Source organism: Paraburkholderia sp. MPAMCS5 (genome assembly GCF_036016995.1).
In the GTDB taxonomy this organism is placed as follows: Bacteria; Pseudomonadota; Gammaproteobacteria; order Burkholderiales; family Burkholderiaceae; genus Paraburkholderia.
Genome location: NZ_JAYXBK010000004.1, coordinates 497,073 through 516,778, shown reverse-complemented (window position 1 = coordinate 516,778; position 19,706 = coordinate 497,073). Strand labels below are relative to the sequence as shown.

General features: G+C 63.4%; 19 protein-coding genes and 1 riboswitch. Of the genes, 8 read left to right on the top strand and 11 right to left on the bottom strand.

Annotated elements, in window-relative coordinates:
* Window positions 1–16: 16 nt before the first annotated feature.
* Together VOM14_RS12625 and VOM14_RS12620 are read right to left on the bottom strand one after the other, a co-directional pair.
* On the bottom strand, window positions 17–1,297 hold the full coding sequence (locus tag VOM14_RS12625) for a PQQ-dependent sugar dehydrogenase (RefSeq protein WP_327629092.1): 1,281 nt from the start codon (window positions 1,295–1,297) through the stop codon (window positions 17–19).
* 102 nt (window positions 1,298–1,399) lie between these two features.
* Window positions 1,400–3,064 (bottom strand): alpha-amylase family protein, encoded by a 1,665-nt coding sequence (locus VOM14_RS12620; RefSeq protein WP_327629025.1) that lies wholly within the window; start codon window positions 3,062–3,064, stop codon window positions 1,400–1,402.
* A gap of 48 nt (window positions 3,065–3,112) precedes the next feature.
* Between VOM14_RS12620 and VOM14_RS12615 the strand changes: the two genes are divergently transcribed.
* Complete coding sequence (locus VOM14_RS12615; RefSeq protein ID WP_327629024.1) at window positions 3,113–4,687, top strand: alpha-amylase family glycosyl hydrolase; 1,575 nt, start codon at window positions 3,113–3,115, stop codon at window positions 4,685–4,687.
* A gap of 23 nt (window positions 4,688–4,710) precedes the next feature.
* Here the strand turns inward: VOM14_RS12615 and VOM14_RS12610 are convergent, their stop codons facing one another.
* Both VOM14_RS12610 and VOM14_RS12605 read right to left on the bottom strand, forming a co-directional pair.
* Window positions 4,711–5,196, bottom strand: a complete 486-nt coding sequence (locus VOM14_RS12610) for a hypothetical protein (RefSeq protein WP_327629023.1) — start codon at window positions 5,194–5,196, stop codon at window positions 4,711–4,713.
* Window positions 5,196–5,504 carry a DUF6566 family protein gene (locus VOM14_RS12605; RefSeq protein WP_327629022.1) on the bottom strand — a complete coding sequence of 103 codons (309 nt, stop codon included), beginning with the start codon at window positions 5,502–5,504 and terminating at the stop codon, window positions 5,196–5,198. The genes VOM14_RS12610 and VOM14_RS12605 overlap by 1 nt, the downstream gene beginning before the upstream one ends.
* A 144-nt stretch (window positions 5,505–5,648) precedes the next feature.
* On the opposite strand from VOM14_RS12605, the gene VOM14_RS12600 reads away from it, so the two are divergent.
* On the top strand, window positions 5,649–6,557 hold the full coding sequence (locus tag VOM14_RS12600) for a DUF72 domain-containing protein (protein WP_327629021.1): 909 nt from the start codon (window positions 5,649–5,651) through the stop codon (window positions 6,555–6,557).
* 25 nt (window positions 6,558–6,582) lie between these two features.
* Here the strand turns inward: VOM14_RS12600 and VOM14_RS12595 are convergent, their stop codons facing one another.
* Window positions 6,583–7,257 carry a UdgX family uracil-DNA binding protein gene (locus VOM14_RS12595; protein WP_327629020.1) on the bottom strand — a complete coding sequence of 225 codons (675 nt, stop codon included), beginning with the start codon at window positions 7,255–7,257 and terminating at the stop codon, window positions 6,583–6,585.
* Between the two features lie 240 nt (window positions 7,258–7,497).
* On the opposite strand from VOM14_RS12595, the gene VOM14_RS12590 reads away from it, so the two are divergent.
* Together VOM14_RS12590 and VOM14_RS12585 are read left to right on the top strand one after the other, a co-directional pair.
* Entirely contained in the window at window positions 7,498–7,671 is a 174-nt protein-coding gene (locus tag VOM14_RS12590) for a hypothetical protein (RefSeq protein ID WP_327629019.1), read from the top strand.
* A 559-nt stretch (window positions 7,672–8,230) separates the two neighbouring features.
* The gene (locus VOM14_RS12585; protein WP_327629018.1) at window positions 8,231–8,749 is read left to right on the top strand and encodes an SLATT domain-containing protein; all 519 of its coding nucleotides are present in this window, start codon (window positions 8,231–8,233) and stop codon (window positions 8,747–8,749) included.
* 10 nt (window positions 8,750–8,759) lie between these two features.
* Here VOM14_RS12585 and VOM14_RS12580 read toward each other — a convergent pair whose 3' ends face one another.
* Window positions 8,760–9,461 (bottom strand): YceH family protein, encoded by a 702-nt coding sequence (locus tag VOM14_RS12580; RefSeq protein WP_327629017.1) that lies wholly within the window; start codon window positions 9,459–9,461, stop codon window positions 8,760–8,762.
* 151 nt (window positions 9,462–9,612) lie between these two features.
* Window positions 9,613–9,704: riboswitch (glycine riboswitch) on the top strand.
* A gap of 168 nt (window positions 9,705–9,872) precedes the next feature.
* On the opposite strand from VOM14_RS12580, the gene VOM14_RS12575 reads away from it, so the two are divergent.
* Both VOM14_RS12575 and VOM14_RS12570 read left to right on the top strand, forming a co-directional pair.
* Window positions 9,873–11,084: a D-amino acid dehydrogenase gene (locus VOM14_RS12575; protein WP_327629016.1), complete on the top strand. Its 1,212-nt coding sequence runs from the start codon at window positions 9,873–9,875 to the stop codon at window positions 11,082–11,084.
* Window positions 11,085–11,149: 65 nt separating this feature from the next.
* Window positions 11,150–11,404: a BON domain-containing protein gene (locus tag VOM14_RS12570; RefSeq protein ID WP_327629015.1), complete on the top strand. Its 255-nt coding sequence runs from the start codon at window positions 11,150–11,152 to the stop codon at window positions 11,402–11,404.
* 26 nt (window positions 11,405–11,430) lie between these two features.
* Here the strand turns inward: VOM14_RS12570 and VOM14_RS12565 are convergent, their stop codons facing one another.
* Together VOM14_RS12565 and VOM14_RS12560 are read right to left on the bottom strand one after the other, a co-directional pair.
* Window positions 11,431–12,615: an acetate/propionate family kinase gene (locus VOM14_RS12565; RefSeq protein ID WP_327629014.1), complete on the bottom strand. Its 1,185-nt coding sequence runs from the start codon at window positions 12,613–12,615 to the stop codon at window positions 11,431–11,433.
* Window positions 12,616–12,627: 12 nt separating this feature from the next.
* A complete protein-coding gene (locus VOM14_RS12560) occupies window positions 12,628–15,021 on the bottom strand; it encodes a phosphoketolase family protein (RefSeq protein ID WP_327629013.1) in 2,394 nt (797 codons plus the stop codon).
* A 438-nt stretch (window positions 15,022–15,459) separates the two neighbouring features.
* Between VOM14_RS12560 and VOM14_RS12555 the strand changes: the two genes are divergently transcribed.
* On the top strand, window positions 15,460–15,585 hold the full coding sequence (locus VOM14_RS12555) for a hypothetical protein (RefSeq protein ID WP_327629012.1): 126 nt from the start codon (window positions 15,460–15,462) through the stop codon (window positions 15,583–15,585).
* 87 nt (window positions 15,586–15,672) lie between these two features.
* Entirely contained in the window at window positions 15,673–16,215 is a 543-nt protein-coding gene (locus VOM14_RS12550) for an ankyrin repeat domain-containing protein (protein WP_327629011.1), read from the top strand.
* Between the two features lie 83 nt (window positions 16,216–16,298).
* Here VOM14_RS12550 and VOM14_RS12545 read toward each other — a convergent pair whose 3' ends face one another.
* The 3 genes from VOM14_RS12545 to VOM14_RS12535 all read right to left on the bottom strand — a co-directional run bounded on the left by VOM14_RS12545 (window position 16,299) and on the right by VOM14_RS12535 (window position 19,688).
* On the bottom strand, window positions 16,299–17,009 hold the full coding sequence (locus VOM14_RS12545; protein ID WP_327629010.1) for an HAD family hydrolase: 711 nt from the start codon (window positions 17,007–17,009) through the stop codon (window positions 16,299–16,301).
* Between the two features lie 41 nt (window positions 17,010–17,050).
* Window positions 17,051–18,088 (bottom strand): phosphogluconate dehydrogenase (NAD(+)-dependent, decarboxylating), encoded by a 1,038-nt coding sequence (gene gnd, locus VOM14_RS12540; protein ID WP_327629009.1) that lies wholly within the window; start codon window positions 18,086–18,088, stop codon window positions 17,051–17,053.
* A 262-nt stretch (window positions 18,089–18,350) separates the two neighbouring features.
* Window positions 18,351–19,688, bottom strand: coding sequence for a sugar efflux transporter (locus tag VOM14_RS12535; RefSeq protein WP_327629008.1), 1,338 nt, complete (start codon window positions 19,686–19,688; stop codon window positions 18,351–18,353).
* Window positions 19,689–19,706: the final 18 nt, after the last annotated feature.

The following is a 19,706-nucleotide window of genomic DNA, read 5'->3' as shown; positions in this document are numbered from 1 at the left end:
AACCCGTCTTGCATCGTCACCCGCCGCGATACACGATCTTCCAGACCACGTTGCCGACGTCGTCGGCCACGTACAGCGCGCCGGTTCGATCGACCGCGACGCCGACCGGACGCCCCAACGCGTGTCCATCCGCGCTCAGGAAGCCGCTGAGAAACGTCTCGGGCAAGCCCGCTGGCCGGCCGTCGGCGAACGGCACGAAGACCACCATGTAGCCGCTATGCTGCTTGCGATTCCACGACCCATGCTGGCCGACGAACGCGCCGCCCCAGTAATGCCGTGGAAAGCTTTTGCCGACATAAAAGGCGAGTCCGAGCGATGCCGTGTGGTTGCCGAGCGCATAGTCCGGCACGAGCGCGCTCGCCACCTTGTCGGGCCGCTGTTCCTTCACGCGCGTGTCGACGTGCTGCCCGTAATAGCTGTAAGGGAAGCCATAAAAGCCGCCGTCTTTCAGCGCGGTCATGTAGTCGGGCACGAGGTTGTCGCCCAGTTCGTCGCGCTCGTTGACCGCGGTCCATAGCGCGCCGCTGTCGGGCTGCCAGTCCATTCCGTTCGGATTGCGCAGGCCCGACGCGAACACGCGCGACTGTCCCGTCGCCAGCGTGAATTCGAGGATGCGCGCGCGGCCTTCTTCCGCCGCGATGCCGTTTTCCCCGACATTGCTGTTCGAGCCGACCGCCACATAGAGGCGCTGCCCGTCGCGGCTCGCCACCACATTTTTGGTCCAGTGATGATTGATCGGGCCCGCCGGCAAATCGGCCACTTTCTCGCCCGGCGCGGTGATCTGCGTGTCGCCGGCGTGATAGGGAAAACGCAACAGCGCGTCGGTGTCGGCGACATAAAGCCAGTCCCCCACAAGCGCCATGCCGAACGGCGAGTGAAGGCCCGCGATAAACACGCTGCGGCTTTGCGCCGTGCCGCCCTCGCCGCGCAGCAGCACGATTTTGTCGGGGCTCGGCACGCCCGCGCCCGCGCGCTTCATCACCTGTTTGCGAATCCAGCCGACAATGCCCTGCCCCTTGTCGTGTTCGGCGGGCGCATTGCTCTCGGCCACCAGCAAATCGCCGTTGGGCAGCGGATACACCCAGCGCGGATGCTCCAGTCCGCTCGCGAACGCCGTCACCGTGAAGCCCTTGGGCGCGACCGGCGTGCTTTGGCTGTCGCGCGCTTGCACGGGCGCGATGTTGATGGTCGGCAGCAGCGAGGTGTGCGGCGCCGGCAGTTCAGGATGCGGACCCACGCCCCGGTCGGCGATATCCACGGGATGCGACGCGCATGCCGCGAGACCCAGCGCGAGCATCGTCGCGGCCAGGGTAAAACGCGCTTTGCCGAGTGTGTCGACCAAGCCTTGTCGGTTATTCATTGCATTCGCCTTATATTCTCCAGACTCCGTTGCGCGCGCCTAAATCTCGCTGCGCCTCAATAGATAGTCGAGCCCGCCGACCCGATACCACCGGTATCCATAGGGCTCCAGCACGACCTCGTGGCGGCCGTCGTCCTTCTCTTCGCTATGGTCGTCCGAGAGAAGATTGATGAGCCGCTTCTGGCCAGGCTCCTCGCAGCCCGAGCGGAATTTCACCGTGCAGGCTTCCGCGCGGAAGTTATGCAGGCACAGCACCGAGTTGTTGCGCCAGTCATAACGCAACCCGAGCACATCGCTTCGCGACGTGCGCAGCACGTCAAAATCGCCCCAGCTGATTTCCGGCACCTCGCGGCGCATGCGGATCATCCGTTCCATCCAGTTCAGAAACGAATTCGGATCGCGCCGCTGCGCCGCCACGTTGACGCGCTCAAAACCGTAAGGCCCATCGCTGATGACGGGGCACGGCGGCTTCGGGTGTTTCGTGAAGCCGCCGTTCGGTTCGGCCGACCATTGCATCGGCGTGCGTGCGCATTCGCGTTCGGGCAGGCGCAGGTTGTCGCCCATGCCGATTTCGTCGCCGTAACGAAGAACCGGCGTGCCGGGCAAGGTCAGCATCAGGCTGTACGCGAGTTCGAGACGGCGCCTGTCGCCGGCGAGCATCGGCGCGAGGCGGCGGCGAATGCCGCGCTGATAGAGCTGCATGCCCGGATCGGCGGCAAACGCGGCGAAAACGGCCTCGCGTTCCTCGGGGCTGAGGCGGCCGAGATCGAGTTCGTCGTGATTGCGCAGAAAAACGCCCCATTGCGCGGTGGGCGGGCGCCGCTTCGTCGCGCTCAGCGCTTTCTTCAACGGCGCGGTGTCGGCGCTCGCGAGCGTGTAGAAGGTGTTCTGGTTTAGCTGGAAGTTGAACATCATCTGCAAGCGCTCGCCTTCGTCGCCGAAATAGTCGAGGTCGGTGTCGGGCAGCACGTTGGCTTCCGCGAGAATGATCGCGTCGCCCTGGCGCCACTGCAGAAACTCGCGAAATGCCCGCAACATGTCATATTGCTGAACAGGCTCGCGCACCGTCGGGCCCTTGGTTCCGATCACGAACGGCACTGCGTCCATGCGGAATCCGGACACGCCAAGCTGGATCCAGAAGCCCATGATCTTCAGCAATTCGGCTTGCACATACGGATTCGACGTATTCAGATCCGGCTGGAAATCGTAGAAACGATGGAAGTACCAGCGCTTCGCTTCCTTTTCGAAATTCCATGTGGACTTCTGCACCCCGGGAAACACCACGCCGTCTTTCGCGTTGCGCGGCTGCTTGTCCGCCCACACATACCAGTCGCGATACTTCGAGTCGGGATCGCTGCGTGCTTCCTGAAACCATGGGTGCTGGTCTGATGTGTGATTGACCACGAGGTCGATCATCACGCGCAAGCCGCGCTCGCCGCACGCGTGCGTGAATTCGGAGAAGTCGCCAAGCGTGCCGTATTTTGGATCGACGTTGTAGTAGTCGGAGATATCGTAGCCATTGTCGCGGCCCGGCGACGGCTGGAACGGCATCAGCCAGATTGTCGTCACGCCGAGCCCTTGCAGGTAGTCGAGCCGCCGCAACAGACCCTGAAAGTCGCCGACGCCGTCGCCATTCGCGTCCATGAACGTGCCTACCGAAAGGCAATACACGATGGCATTCTTGTACCAGAGGTCATTGAGCATGCGGTCCCCGCGTGGCGCCAAAACAATCGTTCGTTGAGAGGAATTGCAATGTCGGAACTGGCATGGTGGCAACGCGGGGTGATCTATCAGATCTATCCACGCTCGTTTCAGGACAGCGACGGCGACGGCATCGGCGACCTCGCGGGCATCACCACGCGCCTGCGTTATCTCGTCGAACTCGGCGTCGACGCGCTCTGGCTGTCTCCCATCTATCCTTCGCCGATGGCGGACTTCGGCTACGACGTCGCCGACTACTGCAACATCGACCCGATGTTCGGCACGCTCGACGACTTCAAGCAATTTGCGGACCGCGCCCACGAACTCGGCCTCAAGGTGCTGCTCGATTTCGTGCCGAATCATTCGTCCGACCGGCATCCGTGGTTCGAGGAAAGCCGCTCGTCGCGCGAGAATCCGAAGCGCGACTGGTATCTGTGGCGCGACCCCGCGCCCGACGGCGGCCCGCCCAACAACTGGCTGAGCCGCATGGGCGGCTCAGCGTGGGAATGGGACGCGCATACGCGTCAGTATTACTACCACGCGTTTCTGCGCGAACAGCCGGACCTCAACTGGCGCAACCCGCGCGTGCGCCGCGCGATGGACGACGTGCTGCGCTTCTGGCTCGATCGCGGCGTGGACGGCTTTCGCGTCGACGTGCTGTGGCTGCTCATCAAGGACGCGCAGTTCCGCGACAACCCGCCGAATCTGGCGTATAAGCCGGGCGAGCCGGCGCATCATCGGCTATTGCAGACTCACACCGAGGATCAGCCGGAAGTGCACGACATCGTGCGCTCCATGCGCGCCACGCTCGACGAATACGGCGAGCGCGTGCTGATCGGAGAAATCTATCTGCCGGTGCCGCAATTAATGAAGTACTACGGCGCGAATGGCGACGGCGCCGACATGCCGTTCAATTTCCAGTTGCTCAACGCGCGCTGGAACGCGGGCGACATCGCGAACATGATCCGCGATTACAACAGCGCGCTGCCCGAGCACGCGTGGCCGAACTGGGTGCTCGGCAATCACGACAATCCGCGCGTCGCGTCGCGCGCGGGGCCCGTGCAGGCGCGCGTGGCCGCCGTGCTGCTGCTCACGCTGCGCGGCACGCCGACGCTCTATTACGGCGACGAAATCGGCATGACGGATGGCGACATTCCACCCGATCAGGTGCAGGACCCGGCGGAATTGCGGCAACCCGGCATCGGCCAGGGACGCGATCCTGAGCGCACGCCGATGCAATGGAATGCGTCGTCTGCGGGGTCGGGTTTTACGACGGGCAAGCCATGGTTGCCCATTGCGACGAATACCAGTGTGCACGATCAGGAAGGCGACGCGTCGAGCATGTTGTCGCTGTATCGGCGCCTTCTGAGCTTGCGGCACAGCAATGCGGCGCTCGTGCAAGGCACGATTGAAAACGTCGCCGCGTTTGGCGACGTGCTGACCTACGAGCGGCGTTGCCGCAATCTGCGGCTCTTCATTGCGCTGAACATGGGCGCGAAGGAGGCCACGGTGCAAGCGCATCGCGGCGTGGTGCTGCTATCGACGCATGCGGGCCGCGACGGCGACGCGCTTGTGGAAGGCGCCAATCGTCTTGCGGCGGGAGAGGCGTTTATTGCGGCGATCTGATCGCCTCTGCCTCGCCGCAACGCTCAATCCTCGCATCGGCTCCGGCAGATCGCGGCCACAGCGAAACCCGCAGCAAGCGCGCCGTATACGTAAAACATCGAGCGCCGCGACAGATGCGCCTCGAACCCCGGCGTGAGGCGCTCCGGCACCGCGTGATAGTCGACCACATACGCAACGGCCGCCGTCGTACTCGCGCACGCGACGACCTCCGCGATGCCGGCGCGGCGCTTCGTGTGACATTGCCAGCGATCCAGCAATCCTTCGAACAGCACGCCCCAGAACATCGCCGACGCCTGATGAATCTCGAGCCCAGTCAGCGTGAATCGCGCGCTCAAGCCGGTTTCCGACAATGCGCGGCGCGGCCATAAGCAATGGGTGACCGCATTGATCGGCGCGTACGGCGTGCTGCCGTCGCCGCGCGCGCGCGCGGCTGCCGTGATCGCGGCGGCGCTGCCCGCCGCGGCGCCCGATGTCATCGCGCGGCATACGAGATTGACGAGACGGTTCATCAACTTTCTCCTGTTCCGGGCGCGGAATCTTCAAGGCCATGGCCCGCGCCCGGTCGCTCGACCAGATAGCAGCCGCGCTCCACGCCGTCGCGCAATGCCTCGTCCCGTGTCGTCCATTCCGGCGAGACCGTTTCGACATCCGGTAACGCGAACGGCTTGCCGTCCACCGACGCCGCAATCACCGGCACCCATGCGCCCCGCTCGTTCTGCCTTGCACTGACCACGAGATCGACGCCTCGATGCGTGACGCACATCGTGCCGTCGCTTCGCGTTTCCACGTCCGTGCTGCGGGAATCCGTCCTTGTCATGCGCGCCTCCTTGCCGACGGCCGCGGTTCCGGCCGCTGTTCGATAGTGGACATGCAATGACCCAGGCAGCAACTCACGTGCCGCTCGGTGGCACGTGAGTTGCTTCGACCAGGTTCAATCGCGGAGTTGAGTATTGGATCGAACGTGAAAAATACGGCGGGCCAGATTCATATCGGCATTTCCGGCTGGCGCTACAAAGGATGGCGCGGCACGTTCTATCCCGAAGGATTGAAGCAGGCAACGGAACTGCGCTATGCGGCGGAGCGCATGCAGACGATCGAAATCAACGGCACGCATTACAGTCTGCAATCCCTGGATAGCTGGCAGCACTGGTACGCCGACACGCCGCCCGGTTTTATCTTTGCCGTGAAAGGCGCGCGTTATCTGACTCATCTGCTGCGCTTTCGTGACGAGACGGCGACCGTCGCCTGCGCGAATTTTTTCGCGCAAGGACTGCTCGCGTTGAAGGAGAAGCTCGGGCCGATACTGTGGCAGTTTCCGCCCTCGCTGCGTTTCGACCCGGAGCATATGGAGCGCTTCCTGAGCTTGCTGCCGCGCGACACGGAAGCGGCGCGCTCGCTCGCGCAACAACACGACAAGCGGGTGAAAACGCCGTACGTGGAGACCGAGCGCAAGCGCACATTGCGTCACGCGGTGGAAGTGCGTCACGAGAGCTTCGTCGATGCGGCGTTCGTGAAGTTGCTGCGACACCACAAGGTTGCACTCGTCGTATCGGACTCGACGGAAGCGTGGCCGCAGTTCGAAGACCTGAGCGCGGGCTTTGTCTATCTCCGCTTGCACGGCACGCAGACGAAATATTCCGGCGCGTATCCGGATGCATCGCTGGAACGCTGGGCCGACAGAATCGCGTCATGGAGCCATGGTTCGCAACCCGCCGACGCCCGTCTCGCCGCGCCGGATCTGCAACCGCCGCGCGCCAGAACGCGTGACGTCTACTGCTATTTCGACAACGACGCAAAAACCAATGCGCCCTTCGACGCGCAACGTCTGATGGAACGATTGGCATTGCACGCGCGCGAAGCGGCGGCCTGAGAGCCGCTGCGCCCATTTACCACACCTATTTGCGCTGCTGCGCGAGTTTCTTCGCATTCGCGAGCGCGGCGACAATCGCCGCATAGGCGCGATGGCGCGTTTCCGGGTCCGGCGCACGCAATGCAAATGACGGGTGATAGGTGGCGATCACGACACGGCCGCCATGCTCGATCACCTTGCCGATCGAATCCTGCAAGCGCGATTTCGGATCGTCCAGCACGGCCTTCAAAGCCGTCGCGCCCAACGCGACGACCACCTGCGCGCCGACACTGTCCAGCTCCTGATCGAGCCAGTAGCGACATGCCTTCACTTCGCGTTGCGCGGGCGTTTTATGCATGCGACGCTTGCCGCGCGGCGTCCACTTGAAGTGCTTGACCGCATTCGTCACATAGACCTCTTTACGGCCCACGCCGGCCTCGGCCAGCGCATCGTCGAGCAACGCGCCGGCCGGTCCGACGAAGGGCAAACCTTGCAGGTCTTCCTTGTCGCCCGGCTGCTCGCCGACCATCATGATCTGCGCGTGACGCGGGCCTTCGCCGGGCACGGCTTGAGTCGCATTGCGCCAGAGCGGACAACGCCGGCAATCGTCGAGCGTGGCGGGCTGCTGGGCTGGATCGACGTCGGAATCGGCTCGGGTTTCGCTTTTTTCCGAGGGCGCGCGCTCACTCGGGTGCTTAGCTGGGCGCTTGCTTGTGGCCATGATTGATCGCGTTGCGTTGCTTCTCCGTGCGGCGGCTATCCGGGCGAAGCAAGCCGCGTTCCGGAGAGGACGCGAGGTGCATCGAGAAACGCTCAGGCGCGCAATATGCTTGGAGATAGACCCGTTGATCGCTTTTGCGGCGAGGGCGCTGTGAGCGACGTCAGCGGACCATCGGAGCACCCGGTAAATTTTGCAGCGCAGGGAACGGGCGCCATTGGCCGAAACCACAAGGAGAAAACGATGACCCTGCTCATCTATCTGGTCGGATGGATCATTTTCATTGGCGGCGTCGCCTGGGGACTGATGGCGCTGCATGTGGCGCAGCACATCATTGCAATCGTGGCGGTGATCCTGCTCGGTATCGCGGTGCTCACGGGCGCCACGCGAACGCGCAATCGCGACCGTTCATCCTAGCCGTGGCGTCTGCTTGCCGGTTCTTACACGGAGTCGGCAAGCCGCGCAGCGCATTCCTCTTTGCATGCTGAGAATCGGCTAAAAACTTCGTTGCAAAGACGTGGCTCGTGCCGCGCCGTAGGCGGATTGCGCAATGCGCGCCTCGACGTGTACCGAAGCTACGACGCCTCCTCGCGGTGTCGCGTCGCAACAGTCTGCTCACCTCATACTATCAGGCGCGGCACGTCGCGAATCTCGCGGGCATCAGCCGCGCTGCGCTGCGGGATGCGATAGGCGGGATGCGATAAGCTTCACGCAGGCGAAAACGGGAACCTTCGGTATCCCAGGCGAATCGGGTCCGCTCGACAATTCGCTCGCGCAGCGCATGATCGGCCAGCGCGCGAGCCCCGCTTATTCGACGCAACGCGTCAGCGTCGCTTGCGCGTGCCATCGACGGAAGTATCGGTCGCACGACAAAGGTCGCACGACAAAGGCCGCGCGTGCGAAGCCGCGCTTTCATGTGGCACAGTAGCGTCACTGCACGCGCGTGGCGCGCGTGCACGCAACCCTGACGAGCCCCATGAAGAATCTGCCCGCCTACGAGCCGCCCGTCGACGAACAGCAGCTTTTGCTGAAATGGATCAGGCGCGCGCGTGAATCCCAGATGAGTCATTACGACATGGCCGACCTGCTGTCCGCGCGAGAACGCCAGATCGGCTGGCTGGTCACGGTGTTGACCGCGTTTGTAGGCACCGCGGTGTTCGCCTCGTTGAACTCGAATGCCGTCTCGTTCGAAATCAGGATTCTCGTCGGTCTCGTGAGCGTGATCGCCGCGGTATCTTCGGCGCTGCACACGCATCTGCGCTATGCCGAGCGCGCGGAAAAACATCGCGCCGCGGGCGCGCGCTATGGCGCAGTGCGGCGGCGGCTCGAATCGGTTTTCGCAGGCGACGCCGACGCGCGCGACGGCCACTATCTCACCGCGATCCGCGACGAACTCGACCGTCTGGCGGAAGACTCGCCGAACGTGCCGCCGCGCAACTTTTACCGCACGCAGCGCGCGTTATCCAACCACCCGCAGCGCGGCGGCGAAGCGTAAGCCGCGCGCTTCAGGCATCCAGATCGTTTGCGTCGATGCCAAGTTCGGCCGCCATGCGCCTCACCACCGCCTGAAGCCGGCTGAGTTCGTCGGCGAGACGTTTTTGCTCGGCCTTCACGGCTTCGAACGCGGACAGCGGCACCGCTTCGTCGTCGCCGGCCGCCGACTGCGCAAACTCGCTCACGCTCACTTCGCCGCACAGCAAATGCATCCACCGATGCTCGCGCTCGCCAGGCGTGCGCGGCAGCTTGACGACGCGCGGCGGGTCGTTCGCCACCAGCTCATCGAGAAAGGCCTCGACCGAGGAAATATCGGCAAAACCATGCAGACGCGCGCTGTTCAAGCGCAATTCGGCGGCCGTCTGCGGGCCGCGCAGCAGCAAGGTGGTCAGCAACGCAGCGGACTGGCTCGGCAAACCGAGCACGCGATTCAGGTTGTGCTCGAAGCGCGGCACGCGGCTGCTGCTGCCTTCCAGCACGAGGCTGAGCCGTTTCAAACCGTCGACGGCGGTCAGCACTTCGGCCTCCGTTGCGTTCATGACAGGCGAACGGCCGGTCTTCTGGTTGCAGCCCAAGGTCAACGCATTCAGCGAAAGCGGATAACTGTCGGGCACGGTGTGCTGCTTTTCGACGAGCACGCCAAGCACACGCCCTTCAAGCAGGGTCAATGCACGAATCGAAGGACGGGACGAAGCGTCGGGAGTGGAGTTCATGTGATCTAGCGGCGTAATGGTGGCCACTATGATAAACGGGCCGGGCCTTCGCGGAGTATGCATCGCCTCGATGGCGCGCATCGCGCGGCACGGCTCGCGTGCAAAAACACTTGCCGGAAAAATTTTTGCCCGGTATCGTCGTGGCGTTCTGCAAAGCAGCGCGGGAGAGATCGCCTGATGTTCGGCGACGCCGACGGAGCAACCGCCCCGGAAACTCTCAGGCAAAAGGACCGCGCAGCAGGAACATCTGGAGAGCGGCGCCGCGCGCGCCCACCGAAGGGGATTCCCGCATACGGCGTGCACCGCGCCTTAGCGCGGAAAGAAACTCTCAGGTACATGGACAGATGGGGCATCGGCACCGGTTTCGCATGAAATCGAACCCGGTGATGCTCAACTACTCTGGACCATGTCATGTCACGAATCGCCATTATCGGCGCCGGCATTACCGGCGTCACGACTGCTCACGCCCTCGCGCAACGCGGCCACCATGTCACGGTGTTCGAGCGGCATCGCTACGCCGCAATGGAAACCTCGTTCGCCAACGGCGGCCAGCTTTCCGCAAGCAACGCCGAAGTCTGGAACAGCGCGGCCACCGTTCTCAAAGGCCTGCGCTGGATGCTCACGCGCGACGCGCCCCTGCTGCTCAACCCTTTGCCTACGTGGCACAAGTATTCGTGGATGGGCGAGTTTCTGCGGCAAATTCCGCACTATCGTGCGAATACCGTCGAAACGGTGCGGCTTGCGCTCGCCGCGCGCGAGCATCTGTTCTCGCTTGCGGATCGCGAAGGCATCGACTTCGATCTGGAACGGCGCGGCATTCTGCACGTCTACAAAACGCGCAAGGAGTTCGACGCGGCGAGCAAGGTCAACGTCCTGCTGCGTGAAGGCGGACTCGATCGCAGCGCGGTGACGTCGGATGAATTGCAGCGCATCGAGCCTACGTTGCAGGGCGAGTTTTACGGCGGCTTTTTCACGCCATCCGATTCGACCGGCGACATCCACAAGTTCACGCGCGGTCTCGCCAATGCATGCGTGCGCCACGGCGTGCAGTTTCATTACGACGCGGACATCACGTCGATCGAGCAGCCGGCCGAAGGACGCTTCACGGTGACAGTCAACCTCGAACGCGACGCGCAACAGTTTGCATTCGAGCGGATCGTCGTGTGCGCCGGTGTGAAGAGCCGGGATTTTGCGGCCATGCTCGGCGATCACGTGAACGTGTATCCGGTGAAAGGCTATTCGATCACCGTGTGTCTCGACGACGAAACCAGCCGGCAACGCGCGCCGTGGGTCAGTTTGCTCGACGACAGCGCGAAGATCGTGACGAGCCGCCTTGGCGCCGAGCGTTTTCGGGTGGCGGGCACGGCAGAAATCAACGGCTTTAACCGCGACATCCGTTCGGACCGGATTGCTCCGCTCGTCGATTGGACGCGCCGGCATTTCCCCGAGGTGTCGACCGCGCGCGTGATTCCGTGGGCGGGCTTGCGGCCGATGCTGCCGAGCATGCTGCCGAAGGTCGGCCGCGGAAAACGCCACGGCGTGTTTTATAACACCGGGCATGGACACCTTGGCTGGACACTTTCCGCCGCCACCGCACAGGCGCTGGCGGGCGCGATGCAGTAACGTCCGGCGCGGGGACGCGGCATCTGCTAGTGTGGTGGAATCCGCGTCTTTCCAGTGGCAACGCCATGGCTCACTCGCTCTATCCGAAGCAGCACACCGCGCGTCTCTCCGACGCGCAAATCGCCCATGAAGCGGCGCGGCGCCTCGCGTGGGACACGGCGGTTCCCATCCACACGGTCACGGTCGAAGTACGCGACGGCCGCCTGACGCTTTGCGGCGAGCTTCAACGCGATGAACAAAAAATGGCGGTGCTGGAAGATGTGACGCGGCTCTTTGGCGTGGCCGGTGTGTGCGATCGGCTGGTTGTCAGGCGGGCTTGAACCTCAGAGCTTCAGCCAATTCAATGTCAGGCGTCGTCGCACTGCACGTCGTCACACTGCAATAAGGCGCGGCAATGCCTCGCGATCTGCTTCTCTTCTTCCGTATGCAGCGCCCTCACGTTGCCCGCTGCATCGCCTTCCGCATCGCCTTCCACAAGCCCCAGAAACGACAGCCCTTCGCAGATGCGTTGGCGAATCTCCGCGCTGTGTTCACCTATTCCGCCCGTAAAAACCAGCAGATCGATACCGCCCAGTAAAGCCGCATACGCACCAATGGTTTTGCGCACGGCGGTTGCGAACGCGTCGAGTGCGAGCGATGCATTCGCGTCGCCCGCCGCCGCGCGTTGTTCGAGCACCTGCATGTCGCTCTCGCCATCGGCGTAACCGGCAAGGCCGCTATGCCGGTTCAGGAGCGTTTCGAGCGCGTCGGCATCGAGCCCTTCGACGCGCATCAGATACAGCAGCACGCCGGGGTCCAGGTCGCCGCTGCGAGTGCCCATCGGCACGCCGCCGGTGGGCGTCATGCCCATCGACGTATCGACGGAGCGCCCATCGCGCAAGGCGCATACGCTCGAACCATTGCCAAGATGCGCAAACACCGCGCGCGGCGGCAGATTCGCACCGAGCTGCGTGACGAGCGATTCGTAGGACAGCCCGTGAAATCCGTAGCGAATCACGCCCGCGTCCGCATAACGCCGAGGCAAAGCGAGCTGCGCCGCGCGCGGCGGCAGCGTGGCATGAAACGCGGTATCGAAGCAGGCGAAGTGCTGTGCGCCGCCAAAAATCTTCTGCGCTTCGTCGATCAAGGCGAGCGCCGGCGGAATATGCAAAGGCGCAAAATGCACGGCCTCCTGCAAGCGGCGGCGCACGTCAGGCGTCAAGCGCCGATGCGCGCGCAAATGCGGACCGCCGTGCACCACGCGATGACCCACCGCCGCCGGCTGCGCATGATGCTGCTGCGCGAGGATCGCGCAGAGCTTCTGCAACGCATCCGTTTGCGATTGCAGCACGTGTTCCTGCTGCACGAGCACGCGGCCATCCGGCGAGGCGATGCGCAAGCTGCCGTCGCTGCGGCCGATGCCTTGCGCGCTGCCTTCGAGCAGCAGCGCTTCGTCGGCGGCGGCGTGCGTGAAGAGCCCGAACTTCAGCGACGACGATCCGCTGTTCAGCACGAGAATGGTTGGCGGCGAAGTAGCGCCCTGTGTACTCATGACCGGCCTCACTCAGCTTTTCCAGGTCCAGTTGCGGATTTCTTCCTTGTCGATGCCCTCGGCATGCGCATAGGCCAGATGCTCGATGATCTGTCCGCGCAACCACTCCTTCGCATGATCGCCGACGCCGCGCAGTTTCGGCACGCGATCGATCACGTCGATAGCGAGCGAAAAACGGTCCACCTGATTGACGATCGCGAGTTCGAGCGGCGTGTTGATGTTGCCGATCTCGTGATAGCCGTGCACATGCAGATTGTCGTGATTGGTGCGGTTATACGTGAGCTTGTGAACCAGCGACGCATACGAATGAAAGTTGAAAATCACGGGCTTGCTGGTGGTGAACAGCGAATCGAAATCGCGGTTCGACAGGCCATGCGGATGCGCGCGCTCGGGCATGAGCCGGAACAGATCGACCACGTTGACAAAGCGTATTTTCAGGTCGGCGAAACGCTCTTTCAGCATCTGCACGGCGGCGAGCGCCTCCATGGTTGCGATGTCGCCCGCGCATGCGATCACGACATCCGGCTCGGCGCCCTGATCGGTCGAGGCCCAGTCCCAGATGCCGATGCCCTTCGTGCAATGCGTGACGGCCGCCTCCATGTCCAGATACTGCAAATGCGGCTGCTTGTCGGCGACAATCACGTTCACGTAGTCGCGCGAACGCAGGCAGTGATCGGTCACGCTCAACAGACAGTTCGCGTCGGGCGGCAGATAAATACGCACCACGTCGGGGCTTTTATTGGTGACGACGTCGAGAAAACCGGGGTCCTGATGCGTGAAGCCGTTATGGTCCTGACGCCAGACGAGCGAGGTGATCAGCAGATTGATCGACGGCACGGGTTGACGCCAGCGCAGTTCGCGCTTGGCCTTTTCGAGCCACTTCGCGTGCTGGTTGAACATCGAATCGATCACGTGCACGAAGGCTTCGTAAGTGGCGAACAAACCGTGGCGGCCCGTGAGCACATAACCTTCGAACCAGCCTTCGAGCGTGTGTTCGCTCAGCATCTCCATCACGCGTCCATCGGCGGCGAGCGCGCCGCCGTCCGCGTCGCTGGGCTCGGTTTGCGCGAGCCACGTCTTGCCCGATGCCTCATAAACCGCGGTCAGTTTGTTGCTCGCGGTTTCGTCGGGGCCGAACACGCGGAAGTTCGTCATGTTGTTGCGCATCACGTCGCGCAGAAATTTGCCGAGCACGTCGGTCGGCGACGTATAGATGCCGGCGGGCTTTTTCAGCTGGACCGCGTAGTCGCGAAACGCCGGCATGTCGAGCATCTTGCACAGCACGCCGCCATTTGCGTGCGGATTCGCGCTGATGCGGCGCGCGCCCTTCGGCGCGAGTTCGCGCAGCTCTTCGACAAGCCGCCCTGCTTCGTCGAAGAGCGACTCGGGCTCGTAACTGCGCAGCCAGCTTTCCACCACTTTCAGGCTTTTCGAGTTCGTCGCCGGATCGAGCACCGGCACCTGATGCGCGCGCCACGAGCCTTCCACCTTGTGGCCGTCCACTTCTTTCGGTCCTGTCCAGCCTTTTGGCGAGCGCAGCACGATCATCGGCCAGCGCGGACGCGACGCATCGTTGTTCTCGCGCGCATGTTGCTGTATCGCACGAATTTCGCCGATGCATTGTTCGAGCGTGGCGGCCATCTGCTGATGCATGACCTGGGGATCGTCGCCTTCGACGAAATAAGGCTTGTGGCCGTAACCGGTCAGCAGCGCTTCGAGTTCCTCGCGCGGAATTCGCGCGAGCACGGTCGGATTCGCGATCTTGTAGCCGTTCAGATGCAGAACCGGCAGCACCGCGCCGTCGCGGATCGGATTGAGAAACTTGTTCGAATGCCACGAAGTGGCGAGCGGGCCGGTTTCGGCTTCGCCGTCGCCGATCATCACTGCGACGATCAGATCGGGGTTGTCGAACGCGGCGCCGTAGCCGTGCGAGAGGCTGTAGCCGAGTTCACCGCCTTCGTGAATCGAGCCGGGCGTTTCGGGCGTGCAATGCGAGCCGACGCCGCCGGGAAACGAAAACTGGCGGAAAAAGCGCCGCATGCCGGCTTCGTCCTCGCTGCGGTCCGGATAGATCTCCGAGTAGTGGCCTTCCAGATAGCAGTTCGCGAGCGTGGCCGGCGCGCCATGACCGGGACCGGAAATGTAGATCACATCCAGATCGAGCTTGTTGATGAGCCGATTCAGGTGCACGAGCAGAAAGCTCTGCCCGGGATCGGAACCCCAATGCCCAAGCAGACGGTTCTTGATGTGCTCGGGCTTCAGCGGTTCGCGCAGCAGCGGATTGTCGCGCAGATAGATCATGCCGGCGCAGAGGTAGTTGCACGCGCGCCAGTAGCGGTCCATCTTGCGCAACAGGTCCGGCTCCAATGTTTGCGGCGGCGTGGGACGGGAGATTGCTTCGGCCATGGCGTCATTCCTCGTAAAGGACTGTCAGGCAGGTTGGCGGGCGTTGCGATGCGGTGTTGCGATGCGGTGTTGCGATGCGGTGTCGATCTGTGTCACGCCCGCGACATGACAGGCGTGTAGTGCGAAAAGCCCTATAAACAGGCGCTTTTTATGCCGCCGTGCGTCGATGGTCAGTGTGACCGCATGGGCCGATCATGGTTCGAGAGCATCGGCGAAAAGCTTGATCCTGCTCAGAAGTCACCGTCGCCGCCGAGTGACGCCGCAAGTCTTACACCCGGCCTTACACCCGGCCTTACACCAGGCCTTACGTCAGGCTTCCAGCGCGCAGCGGGCGAAAAGCCTAAGCTGTGACTTGAACCGCGGCACGCGCTGTGACCCGACTACGGCTCGCGCGGTATCCATCCTTCACCCTGCACCTTGCACCCTTGCGCATACATCATGTCGACATCCAACCGCTTCAAAGCGCCGCTCGTTCTTCTTCTCACGCTCGTGGTGTTGTGCGTGAGTGTCGCCATTCTGGTCGGCGTGTTCGGCTTGCTGGTCAAACTCTTCGGGCACGGCTAGCGAGCCGCGTCAATCACGCGCGTGCGGCTCGAACTGTGTATGCTGAGCGATGTTCACGCATGCGCTGATGCACGTAAGGAGATTTCAGTGACGAGTCACGCCAACCCGCACGCCAACCCGAAAGCCGACTCGCCAATCGACCCGCAATTGCTCGAACTCGCGCAGCAGGTGTTCGATCTCGCGCGCCGTGGCGATGCCGCGATGCTCGCCGCAGTCATCGAAAAAGGCGTGCCGCCGAATCTGCGCAACGAGAACGGCGACACTCTCTTGATGCTCGCCAGTTATCACGGACACGTGGATGCAGTGCGCACGCTGCTCGAACGCGGCGCCGATCCGGATCTGCGCAACAACAACGGGCAGACGCCTCTCGCGGGCGCCGCGTTCAAGGGCTTCGACGGCGTGGTCGAAACCTTGCTTGCGCAAGGCGCGGATGTGGATGGCGCGTCGCCCGACGGACGCACCGCGCTGATGGTCGCCGCGATGTTCAATCGCACGTCGATCATGGACATGCTGCTTGCACGCGGCGCCAATCCGGATGCTCGCGATGCGAGCGGCGCAAGCGCACGCGATGCCGCCGGCAGAATGGGCGCCGCCGACGCGCTCGCGAAATTGAAATCGCAAGGCGCGTGACGTGAGCCAGTGACGTGAGCCATCGCGCGAGTGGCCTCGCATTGCAACATGCGCCGCCGCGATCAACTCCAAACGCCTAAGGCCTAAGGTCTGTCCGCCAGCAGCGTTTTCACGTCGAATTGCGCAAGCTCGTCAATCCGCTCGATGCTCACGTCCGCCGGCGGGTTGCTCAAGATTTCCCTCGGGTCCAACGCGTAATGGCCCTGGCGCGGAAACACGGTGGTGAGCCGGGCGCCCCACGCTTTTTTCATCGCCGTGAGAATGCGCAATTTGTCGTCGACCATCACATAGTGGCGCGCCGGGTAGCATTCCATCACCTGATCGAGCATCAGTTCCTTGTGGATGTAAATCAACACCCGGCCCTCGACCTCGTCCCACAAGCCCGATCGGGCGATCTTGCGCGGCTGGAAGACCACATCGCCGTCCGAGAGAATCACCGTGGGCCCGAATTCGGCGACGTGCCGCAGCGCGTCCAGCGCGCCCGGATAGAGCCGGTTCGCAAACGGGTAATCAATCAGAAACGACGACATCAACAACAGGCGCGTATCGCGCGGATGCTCCGTGCGGTAACGCTGCACCGCGCCGAGATAGTCCGCATAGCCGAGTTCCGTGCGCAACTGTTCGAAGATCTCCCAATAGCGCGTGCTGTTGTCGGTGCCGAACTCGCGCATCATATGCGCACGCAAATCGGACAGCACGTGATCGTTATCGAGCAAGGTGTTATCGCAATCGAACAGGAAGACGACGTCGTGCGGCGTGGCCTTGGTGACTTGAGTTGCTTGAGTGTCGTCCATGTGCGGCTCCCCTGAAATCAGCTCTGCATTCAGCCGTGCTATCAGCCCTGCCCGGTGCCCGTCGGCGTGGCCGGCTTTTCGACGTGGCCGCCGAAGTCATGCCGCATCGCCGACAACACGCGGTTCGCGAAGTCCGCTTCGCCGCGCGAACTGAAACGTGCAAAGAGCGCCGCGCTCAATACGGGCGTGGGCACGCCTTCGTCGATGGCCGCGGTGACTGTCCAGCGTCCCTCGCCGGAATCGGATACACGTCCTGTGTAGTTCTTCAGCTCGGCGTCGCTGACGAGCGAGCCCGCAATCAGATCGAGCAGCCACGAGCCGATCACGCTGCCGCGCCGCCATACCTCGGTAATGTCGGCGAGATTCAAATCGTATTGGTAGAACTCCGGGCGACGCAGCGGCGAAGTCTCGGCGTCCGCCTCGCGCGCGTGCTTGCCGGCATCGGCGTGACGCAGAACATTGAGGCCTTCGGCATACGCGGCCATCAATCCGTATTCGATGCCGTTGTGCACCATCTTCACGAAGTGCCCCGCGCCGAGCGGTCCGCAATGCAGGAAGCCCTGCTCGGCGGTACTGCTGCCCGCCGCGCGACCCGGCGTGGCGGGCGCGGCAGACGCGCCCGGCGCGAGCGTCGAGAAAATCGGCTCAAGCCGCTTCACGATCTCCGCCTCGCCGCCGATCATCAGGCAATAGCCGCGCTCGCGGCCCGCCACGCCGCCGCTCGTGCCAACGTCGACGTAATGCAGTTTGCGCTGCGCCAGTTCCGTGCCGCGCCGGATGTCGTCGTGATAATAGGAATTGCCGCCGTCGATCACGATATCGCCGGCCTCGAGCAAAGGCACGAGTTTTTCAAGCGTGCCGTCGACCACCGCGGCGGGCACCATCAGCCATACCGCGCGCGGCTTCTCCAGTTTCGCGACCAGATCTTCGAGCGACGACGCGCCCGCCACGCCTTCCTGCGCGAGCCGTTCGACGGCGGCGGGCTGCACGTCGTACGCAATGCATTGCTGACCGCCCTTCGTGAGGCGCCTGACCATGTCGGCACCCATACGTCCCAATCCAATCATGCCTAGCTGCATTTCACCGCTCCCGAAAGTGCCTCGTCATGCTGCTTCGCTCAGTGTCCGTTCCGTGTTCGCGCTATCTTCGCTCAGTCTTCTTTCAATCAGATGTTCGCGCGATGCGCGTGGCGCGGGTCTTCATGAAGGACCTGCATCGCAGAACGATACGCCACATTGCAGAATGTTTGGCGCGGCCAAAAGTTCCTTGCGTCGTTCCTCGCGTCCGGCGTCGCCTGAATGCGCGCATGCACTCACACACCCTTTCGTTGCTGACGGCCCGCTAGCGGTCGCCACGCAGGGAACGTCGTGCGCGAAGCCTGCCGTACTGCGCGCACGCAAAACGCTGCACGGCTCGCCACATCAGCGGATAGCGATAACCCGGCACGGCGAACAGCACGAGCGCGCACAGCGCGAGCAAGCCGCAAAAGAGAAACGTGCCGCGATAGCTGAACGCCTGCACCAGCAAACCGGAGAGCACGCCCGACAGAATCGAGCCGACGCGCGCCGCGTTGAAGAAGAGCGCGGTGGCGCGTCCGGGCGCTTGCGGCATCAGGTCCTGCACATAGGTCATGCCGAGGCACGAGGTCACGGCGACCACGAACGCGTTGAGAATCTGCATTGGAATCAGCATGTGCACGTTGGCCGCCAGCGACATCGCAACGAAATACACCGCGTGAACCGCCGCGCAGGCCGCGAGCCAGTTGGGCTTATGCAGGCGCGACGATCTGGCGCCGAGCGCGAGCATCATCGGAATTTCGGTCAATGCGCCGAGGCCGAGCATGACCGAGACGTCCAGATGCGTGCCGCTCAGACCATGCACGATGTAGAGCGGCAACACGATCATCGTGGCGTTCGCGGCGAGTCCGAGCAGCGTCAGCGCGGCCACTGCGCGGCCAATGTCGTTCGACGACGCGACACCAGGCAGGTCTTCGTGTGCATCGGCGCCGGGCTCCGTCAGCGGCGGCACGGTAATCGACGACGACGGTTCGGAAGCCGTGTCCTGCACCGTATGATCGCCGAGATGCCCTTGCGGCTCGCGCATGCGCCACACGATCGCCGCGCACGCCGCGAAGCTCGCCGCGGCGAACAGGAACAGCCCGTAGAAACTGCTCGCGGCGAGCACCAGCGCGCCGACCGAAGGCCCGAACACCCACGCCGCCGACAAAATGGTCCGCAGCGTCGCGCTGGCAAACGCGCGCTCCGCCGCGTCCGGCACCGGCAGCGCGGCGCGGCTAAACGAGAACACCATCGAAATAGCGGAGCCGCCCGCGCCGATAAAGACGACCCCGATCGCGAGCAGCAGCCGGTAATCGCGCACGACGCACATGCACAGATAGCCGAGCGCGGCGAGCACGAGCGCGAGCAGCAGCAACGGCCGATGCCGGCCGCTCGCGTCGCTCCAGCGGCCGGCGAAGGTGCTCGCGAGCACGCCGCTTGCCGCGATCAAGGTCATGAACACGCCGAGCCTGAACGGCGACATGCCGGCGCGCTCGACGCTGAACAGCGAAAGATACGGCGCGGTGAACGACATCGCCACACCGAGCATCAGCGTGGCGGCGGCAAGCGGCTTGAAGCCGGGAATATGCAACAGGCCAAAAAAACGTGAGGTGTTCAACACGGGCGCTGTGGGCTCAGA

Excerpts from the sequence above, each read along its gene's own strand:
- VOM14_RS12625 (WP_327629092.1), bottom strand. The coding sequence starts at position 1,297 with ATGCTCGCGCTGGGTCTCGCGGCATGCGCGTCGCATCCCGTGGATATC.
- VOM14_RS12620 (WP_327629025.1), bottom strand. The coding sequence starts at position 3,064 with ATGCTCAATGACCTCTGGTACAAGAATGCCATCGTGTATTGCCTTTCG.
- VOM14_RS12615 (WP_327629024.1), top strand. The coding sequence starts at position 3,113 with ATGTCGGAACTGGCATGGTGGCAACGCGGGGTGATCTATCAGATCTAT.
- VOM14_RS12610 (WP_327629023.1), bottom strand. The coding sequence starts at position 5,196 with ATGAACCGTCTCGTCAATCTCGTATGCCGCGCGATGACATCGGGCGCC.
- VOM14_RS12605 (WP_327629022.1), bottom strand. The coding sequence starts at position 5,504 with ATGACAAGGACGGATTCCCGCAGCACGGACGTGGAAACGCGAAGCGAC.
- VOM14_RS12595 (WP_327629020.1), bottom strand. The coding sequence starts at position 7,257 with ATGGCCACAAGCAAGCGCCCAGCTAAGCACCCGAGTGAGCGCGCGCCC.
- VOM14_RS12590 (WP_327629019.1), top strand. The coding sequence starts at position 7,498 with ATGACCCTGCTCATCTATCTGGTCGGATGGATCATTTTCATTGGCGGC.
- VOM14_RS12585 (WP_327629018.1), top strand. The coding sequence starts at position 8,231 with ATGAAGAATCTGCCCGCCTACGAGCCGCCCGTCGACGAACAGCAGCTT.
- VOM14_RS12580 (WP_327629017.1), bottom strand. The coding sequence starts at position 9,461 with ATGAACTCCACTCCCGACGCTTCGTCCCGTCCTTCGATTCGTGCATTG.
- VOM14_RS12575 (WP_327629016.1), top strand. The coding sequence starts at position 9,873 with ATGTCACGAATCGCCATTATCGGCGCCGGCATTACCGGCGTCACGACT.
- VOM14_RS12570 (WP_327629015.1), top strand. The coding sequence starts at position 11,150 with ATGGCTCACTCGCTCTATCCGAAGCAGCACACCGCGCGTCTCTCCGAC.
- VOM14_RS12565 (WP_327629014.1), bottom strand. The coding sequence starts at position 12,615 with ATGAGTACACAGGGCGCTACTTCGCCGCCAACCATTCTCGTGCTGAAC.
- VOM14_RS12560 (WP_327629013.1), bottom strand. The coding sequence starts at position 15,021 with ATGGCCGAAGCAATCTCCCGTCCCACGCCGCCGCAAACATTGGAGCCG.
- VOM14_RS12555 (WP_327629012.1), top strand. The coding sequence starts at position 15,460 with ATGTCGACATCCAACCGCTTCAAAGCGCCGCTCGTTCTTCTTCTCACG.
- VOM14_RS12545 (WP_327629010.1), bottom strand. The coding sequence starts at position 17,009 with ATGGACGACACTCAAGCAACTCAAGTCACCAAGGCCACGCCGCACGAC.
- gnd (WP_327629009.1), bottom strand. The coding sequence starts at position 18,088 with ATGCAGCTAGGCATGATTGGATTGGGACGTATGGGTGCCGACATGGTC.